This is a genomic window from Adlercreutzia mucosicola DSM 19490 (assembly GCF_000422625.1).
In the GTDB taxonomy this organism is placed as follows: Bacteria; Actinomycetota; Coriobacteriia; order Coriobacteriales; family Eggerthellaceae; genus Adlercreutzia; species Adlercreutzia mucosicola.
Genome location: NZ_AUGK01000009.1, coordinates 123,401 through 130,041, shown reverse-complemented (window position 1 = coordinate 130,041; position 6,641 = coordinate 123,401). Strand labels below are relative to the sequence as shown.

General features: G+C 64.7%; 6 protein-coding genes. All 6 read right to left on the bottom strand.

Going from position 1 to position 6,641, the window contains the following annotated elements; genetic code table 11:
* Positions 1 to 186 precede the first annotated feature (186 nt).
* The 6 genes from G503_RS0106735 to G503_RS0106710 all read right to left on the bottom strand — a co-directional run bounded on the left by G503_RS0106735 (position 187) and on the right by G503_RS0106710 (position 6,602).
* Complete coding sequence (locus tag G503_RS0106735) at positions 187 to 1,671, bottom strand: MFS transporter (RefSeq protein ID WP_084636354.1); 1,485 nt, start codon at positions 1,669 to 1,671, stop codon at positions 187 to 189.
* Entirely contained in the window at positions 1,671 to 2,102 is a 432-nt protein-coding gene (locus G503_RS0106730; protein ID WP_028026978.1) for a universal stress protein, read from the bottom strand. Before G503_RS0106730 ends, G503_RS0106735 begins: the two co-directional genes overlap by 1 nt.
* Positions 2,103 to 2,291: 189 nt before the next feature.
* Positions 2,292 to 2,894, bottom strand: a complete 603-nt coding sequence (locus G503_RS0106725) for an HD family phosphohydrolase (protein WP_028026977.1) — start codon at positions 2,892 to 2,894, stop codon at positions 2,292 to 2,294.
* A gap of 184 nt (positions 2,895 to 3,078) precedes the next feature.
* Entirely contained in the window at positions 3,079 to 4,482 is a 1,404-nt protein-coding gene (locus G503_RS0106720; protein WP_051191004.1) for an APC family permease, read from the bottom strand.
* A 166-nt stretch (positions 4,483 to 4,648) separates the two neighbouring features.
* On the bottom strand, positions 4,649 to 5,554 hold the full coding sequence (locus tag G503_RS0106715) for an acetamidase/formamidase family protein (protein WP_028026975.1): 906 nt from the start codon (positions 5,552 to 5,554) through the stop codon (positions 4,649 to 4,651).
* A 145-nt stretch (positions 5,555 to 5,699) separates the two neighbouring features.
* A complete protein-coding gene (locus tag G503_RS0106710; RefSeq protein WP_028026974.1) occupies positions 5,700 to 6,602 on the bottom strand; it encodes an acetamidase/formamidase family protein in 903 nt (300 codons plus the stop codon).
* Between the last annotated feature and the right edge of the window lie 39 nt (positions 6,603 to 6,641).

The following is a 6,641-nucleotide window of genomic DNA, read 5'->3' as shown; positions in this document are numbered from 1 at the left end:
TCCGGCACGGTGGATTTGGAGGGTGTGGCCCACACCTGGTCGGCGGTGCTGTCCTACGACTACTCCATGGCCAATGCCTCCGGCAACCTGGCCGACACCGTGCGCACCATCTTCATTTATGTGAACGCATAAATCACCGAACAAGTTAAGAGCGAAATCGGCGGCCCGCTTCTCAATCAGCTTCCCCTACCGTGCGCCCTTCTCGGTTTTGGCCACTACCAGGAACAGGGCCAGGGCCATAAGGCCCACGGCGGCCATGCAGAGGTACAGAGCCGAGTACCCGATGAGGGGAACGAGCACGCCGAGCAGCACCGGGCCGATGCCCACACCCACGTCCAGCAGCATGTAGAAGGTGGCGTTGGCCACGCCGAGGCGCTCATCAGACGAAACGCGCACGGCCATGGCCAGACCGCAGGACTGCACGGTGCCCACACCGAAGCCCAGCAGCAGCGCCGCACCGAGCAGCATCCAGTCGTTAGCCGCGAACGCTACCACCACCATGCCGGCCGCGAATGAAAAGAACGCGGGAATCATCACGGGATGCGGTCCCACCCGATCGAAGGCGCGCCCGGTGAAGGGCCGCGTTATGAACATGGCCAGGGCGTAGGCCACGAAGAACACGCTGGCCGCCCGTCCCAGGCCGATCTCGTTGGCGTAGGGCGTGAGAAACGTCAGAAGGCTGGAATAGCCGAAGAACAAAAGGCCGCACACGAGCGCGATGGGCAGCACGCCGGCCTCTACGAAGCGCACCAGGGGCGAGCGGCGCACCTTGGCGGCGACCACTTCTTCCAAGTGGGTGGAAGGGATGCGCGTGCACATCGGGCAGTCGTCGTCGGTGCCGGCGCACACGGGACACGGCGCGCCCTCGGCGCCCTCGGTGCCATTATCGCCCGCAGCCTCCTCGGCCCGCACGGCCGCCGCCTCAGAGCGCGCCGCCTCGACAGGCGCGTCGGCCACGGCACCGCCCGCGGCCTCCTCGGCCGCCTCCATCTCTTCCCGCGCTGCGGCCTTGCGGCCCTTCACCCGGGTCTCCCGCGGAGGGCGCAGCAGCAGGGCTGCCGGGATGGACAGCGAGGCCAGCACCGCGGCCACGGCGAAGGTGACGGGGTAGCCGAAGTTGTTCGCTAAGAAGATGCCCGCGAACGGGCCGATGGCACTGCCCAAGGTGATCGACAGCATGAAGTACCCGATGCCCTCGCCCTTGCGCTCAGGCGGCACGATGCTCGTGATGATGGTAGCGATCACCGTGGAGCACACCCCGTAGGCGAACCCGTGCAGCAAGCGCACGCCGATGAGCGCCCCCAAAGGCTCGTTCAGCAGGTACAGCGCCGTCAGGGCCACCTCAGTGCAGCAGCCGACGATCAAAAGCGGCAGGCGCCCCACCCGATCCATCAGCGGCGCCGTGACGAAGCGCGAGAACAGCGTACCCAGGATGAACGCGCTCGCGCAGAAAGCGGCCACGCTGGCCGGCGCCTGGTACACCGAAAGCGCATAGGCGGTCATCACCACCATGAGCATGAAGTAATTGCCCGCGATAAAGAAGTTCAGGAAGGTTCCGGCGACGAAGTTCCTCGTCCACAGCGGACGGGGCCGCGCACTACAAGGCGCAGGCGACCCGGAGACTCCCCGAGACCGAGACGTCCCTGTGGGCGCCGCAACGGATGAGGCCATTATCGACAGTCGCCTTCTTTCGCGATCAGCACCGTCATGGGCGATTCCTTGGTCACGGCGTAGCTGACCGAGCCCAGAAAGCCCTTCACGCCGCCCTGGCCGCGACTGCCCATGATGATGAGGTCGCAGCCCTCCTCCTTCGCACAGTTCACGATGAGATCGGCCGGGGAGGTGCCCTTCAGCAGCTTCACCTCGGCGGGGTTCACCATGGCCTCGGCGATAGCCTCCAATTCCCTGCGAACGGCCATGGCATCGTCCACCATGACGGTGTCCATCCCGGCCGCCGCCGAACCCGACGAGAACAGCCGCATCACGTGCACGAGCACCACCTCCACGGCGGGGTTCTGGGCCGCGATCTCGCGCGTCACCTCCAGGGCCCGATGGGACGGCGCGCTGCCGTCGTAGGCCACCAGCATCTTCTTACACCACATGGGCGTCCTTTCTGCCGCAGAGCCGCCCAAAAGGGACGGCCGAGCCAATTCCACCTGCCATTGTAGACCCACCCGCCAAAACCCGCGCATTCTTTTCAAACTTGTCAAACTCCCAATAAAAAAACCGTCCCCACCAAACGATGGGAACGGCGAGAAGAATGCGGTGCGGAATATACGCGCCAACCTCGCTTACTCAGCGGCCACAAACGTGTCGCGGTCGGGAGCGAAAGACTGCATGGCCTCGATGGTGCGGGCGAACAGCTCATCGAGCTCCCAACCGAGCATCGCCGCACCGCTCGCGATGACCTCGCGGTTCACGCCGGCGGCGAAGCGCTTGTCCTTGTACTTCTTCTTCAGCGACTTCACGTTGAAGTCCATGACCGACCGACTCGGGCGCATCACCACGGCCGCGCCGATGAGCCCGGTGAGCTCCTCGGTGGCAAACAGGATCTTCTCCATCTGCAGCTCGGGCTTTGGCAGGTCGGGATTGAAGTCGGACGTATGGGACTGGATGGCGCGGATGAGTTCCGGCGTGCCGCCCGCCTCCTCGATGAGGGGCGCGGCGTACAAGGTGTGCTTCTCGGGCTCGTCGTCGTGCTCTTCCCAGTCCAGGTCGTGCAACAGCCCCACGATGCCCCAGAATTCCTCGTTTTCCGGATCGAACTCGCGGGCGAAGTAGCGCATAGTCTGCTCCACGGTCTCGCCATGCTCGATGTGGAAGGGATCTTGGTTGTGCGCAGCCAGAAGTGCTGCAGCCTCGTCGCGGGTCATACCGGCGGACAGTGCGGTCATGGATGTCTCCTCTCGGTTTTCTCGTTCCGACCACTATAACGGTTCGTTCCCGCAAACCGCTTGAGAGCTTTCGACAAAATCCGCCGCCGCCCTTAGGGGTATTCCCCAACGAAAAGGGGCCGCCCCATGGGCGGCCCCGGCAAGCGCAATCCGATGGCACCGCGCCGCAATGCCGAAGGGGCGCCTACACTTCCAAGTGCTTGAAAGCCTCGGGTACCTCCTTGAAGCCCTTGGAGATAACCGCGGCGATGATGAGACCCACGACAAACCAGCTGACGCCGACGCCGTAGGTGAGCAGATCGAAGCCGGTGAACACATAGATCAGAATGAGGATGCCGACCCACGGGCACACCAGGTAACGCAGAACGGCCTTGGGGCCGCGCTGCTTCTCGCGGCACCAGAAATACCAGAACACGCCGAAGTTCAGAATGATGAACGAGGCCAGGGCGCCGAAGTTCACCATAGGGGCGAGCACCGTCATGCCGCCGAACTGGCCGGCGGTCAAAGTGAGAACCAGCGAGAACACGCCCAGGAAGATGGCGGCCACCCAGGGGGTCTGGTACTTGGGATGCACCTTGCCGAGCACGCGGGGCAGCACGCCGTCGCGGCCCATGGAGAACAGCAGGCGCGAGGAGGCGATCTGGGCGTTCATGATGTTGGCGATACCGATGGCCACGATGTTGATCACCAGCATGAAGTTCTGCAGCAGCAGGCCGCCGGCGGTGTAGCAAGCATCGAAGAAGCCCATATCGGGATCGGTGTTCGCCCAGTCGGGCAGAATGAGGGCGGCCACGTAGGTCTGGGCCACGAACACGACGATCATGATGCACAGCGCGATAAGGATGCCCTTGCCGATGTTCTTCTCGGGACGATGGGTCTCCTCAGCCAGGGTGGACATGCCGTCGAAGCCGAGGAAGGACAGGCAGGCCAGGGAGACGGCCGTTGCCACGAAGTGGAGGTCCACCTCACCGGGCTTGTAGAACGGCTCGGTGGAGAACTCACCGTAGCCGCCGCCCCCGGAGACGTACATGCAGCCCACGGCGATGAACACGATGAGCGCCACGATCTCCACGGCGAAGATGATCCAGTCCACACCCTTCGACATGGTGATGCCGCGCACGTTCACGTAGGTGTTGAAGGCGATGAACACCAGTACCCACAGCCACCAGGGTGAGCCGGGCACGAGCGTGGTGCCCCAGTTGGCCACCATGACCAGCAAAAGCGAGGGAACCAGGATGTAGTCCAGCAGAATGAGCCAGCCGGACATGAAGCCCACGTGGGGGTTGATGGCGCGCTGCACATAGGAGTACACCGAGCCGGCGATGGGAAACTTGTTGGACATCGCCGCGTAGCTCAAGGCCGTGAAGCTGATTGCGACAAAGCCGATGATGTACACGAGCGGCGTCAGACCGCCGGAATCGACCTGCAGCGAGCCCCAGATGGACTGCGGCGCGATGAGCACCATGAACAGAACGCCATAGAGAACGACGTCGTGGAGTTGCAGCCCGCGGCGCAGCTCCTGCTTGTAGCCGAAGGCCTCGATGTTCTCACCGAGACCGATGGTTGGCTCTTGGATGGGTTTCGACATGAATTGTCTCCTTTCCTTCCCTTCCAGATCCCTCTTTCTCCAACCGGCCGACCCCTACCTTCTCCCCGGCACGGGCCGACCGATTTGCCCTTGCGCCCCAAGGCGCGGCGATAGCTTACCATCCCGCTCGCCTTTTGGGCGCAAGAACAAAACGGGAGGCCCTCCCCTAGCCCACCAGCGGCGGGAACTGGGGCAACTTCGGCGTGCCGATGCGCAGGGACAGCTGCACCTCGCAGGGCTTGCAACCCTGGCTGATCTGCACGTCGGACTGCAGCGACATGTACATGTAGGTGTCGGCGGCGTCCCATCCGGTAACGGCCATCAGCAAACGGCGCAGCTCCTTGGCGGCGTTCATCACGGCCTCGTCGTACTCCGGCGCGCTGGCGTTCACGTACCAGCGGCCGCAAGGCCCGAAGGTCTCCAGCACCGGCCAGTGCAGCTCGAAGTTCTTCAGCACATCCACGCGCACCACGATGGTGGCGGGAATCTCGATGCCCGTGCCGCACAGCTCGCCGTCGCCCATGGCCGCGTGCACATCTCCCATCTGCAGCAGCGCCCCGGGCACGCGCACGGGGAAGTACAGGCGGGTGCCCTTGGTGATAAGGTGGTTGTCCATGTTGCCACCATGGGCCCCCACGTAGCCGTCGATCACATCGTCGCCGGCAGGCGCCGTGCCGATCACGCCGATCATGGGGTTGATGGGGAAGCTCACGCCATTGAAGGTGGCCATGCCGTTTTTCACCGGCACCTTGCGCGAGCGGTAGGGCGTGCCCTCGAAAAGCGGGCCGCAGTGGTCGTCGGTGGCCACGGTGCCCTCGTCGGCCACGCGGATGTCGTAGATGTCCACCACGAGCACATCGCCCGGCTCGGCCCCTTCCACGAACACGGGGCCAGCGGCGGGGTTGGCCCCGTCGTAGCCGTAATCCAACGTATCCATGGTGACCGACTCGTCGGTGATGCGGTTGGAGAAGCAGTCGAGAGTGTTGAACTGGAGCACCTCGCCCGGCACGGCCGTGGCCGCCGGGGCGTGGTCCTTGGAAAACGAGTACACCTGATCCTGGATGATCTGCATGGAAAGCTCCCTTCGGGACGGGGGGGGTGACAATGGGCGACAGGGGAAACGCCGTTGAGGGGGCCGTCGAAACCGCAAGCGCCGGCCCGCAAAAGAGAACGGGGCGCCGGCCTCTTTCTTGCCCGCGCCCCGTAGTGAGCCGATTTTAAGCCGGCAACGAAAAGCCGATACCCTCAAGCACGTACTTCGGTACCATGAAGCGCACGGTCTTCTCGGGGTCCACCATCTGGCACACCCGCACGTCGGCCACGAGCGACAGCAGCATGACGAGCTCGTCGGCCCCCCGCCCCGTGCCCGCGGCCAAAAGATCCACCATCTGGTGCACGGCCAAATCGGCCGCGGCGTCCAAGGTCTCGGCCGAGGCGATGATGCCGAAGTGCGTCGCCGTCTCGATGAGGGGGTTCGGCACCGCCAACTCGGGCAGGGCCGTCAGGGTCACCGTGGCCCAGCCAGCCACCTCGGCCCCCGACACCGACACCTCGCCGTCGCCCATCACCGCGTGCATGTCGCCCAGGCCGAACAGGGCCCCGGGCACGGCCACGGGGAAGTACAGGGTGGCCCCGGCGCCGATGGCGGTGTTGTCCATGTTGCCGCCATGAGAGCCGGGCGTGCCGCAGTTCACCGGCTCGCCGGCCGGCGCCACGCCGATGACACCGATCATGGGCGCCAGCGGGATGGAGAGCCCCGCATCCCACACCAATCGATCGCCCTCGATGGCGCAGAGCTTCGTGGACCAGGCATCGAAGCGATCCCCGCACACGCCCTCGCCCTCGCCGGTGCACGAGGCCGTCTGGTCATCCAGCTCGATGGCGTCGATCTGCACCTTCAGCGCGCCGCCGGGCTGCGCACCCTCAACGAAGATGGGACCCGTGGCGGGATTGATGCGGTCCCAGTCGATCTCGTCCAGCACATCGGCGGCGGTGCGCACCTGGTTGCCGAAGCAGTCCTTCGTGCGAATGCGCACCGTCTCGCCCGAGCTCACCGTGAGCACCGGCTCCACATCGGCACCGAAGGCGTAGATGACCTTCTCGTCTCCCAATTCAACCATGGGCTCTCCTCCCCTTGGAATAAGACTGCGTGATGAATG

Coding starts and splice junctions, on each gene's coding strand:
- G503_RS0106735 (WP_084636354.1), bottom strand. CDS start 1,671: ATGGCCTCATCCGTTGCGGCGCCCACAGGGACGTCTCGGTCTCGGGGA.
- G503_RS0106730 (WP_028026978.1), bottom strand. CDS start 2,102: ATGTGGTGTAAGAAGATGCTGGTGGCCTACGACGGCAGCGCGCCGTCC.
- G503_RS0106725 (WP_028026977.1), bottom strand. CDS start 2,894: ATGACCGCACTGTCCGCCGGTATGACCCGCGACGAGGCTGCAGCACTT.
- G503_RS0106720 (WP_051191004.1), bottom strand. CDS start 4,482: ATGTCGAAACCCATCCAAGAGCCAACCATCGGTCTCGGTGAGAACATC.
- G503_RS0106715 (WP_028026975.1), bottom strand. CDS start 5,554: ATGCAGATCATCCAGGATCAGGTGTACTCGTTTTCCAAGGACCACGCC.
- G503_RS0106710 (WP_028026974.1), bottom strand. CDS start 6,602: ATGGTTGAATTGGGAGACGAGAAGGTCATCTACGCCTTCGGTGCCGAT.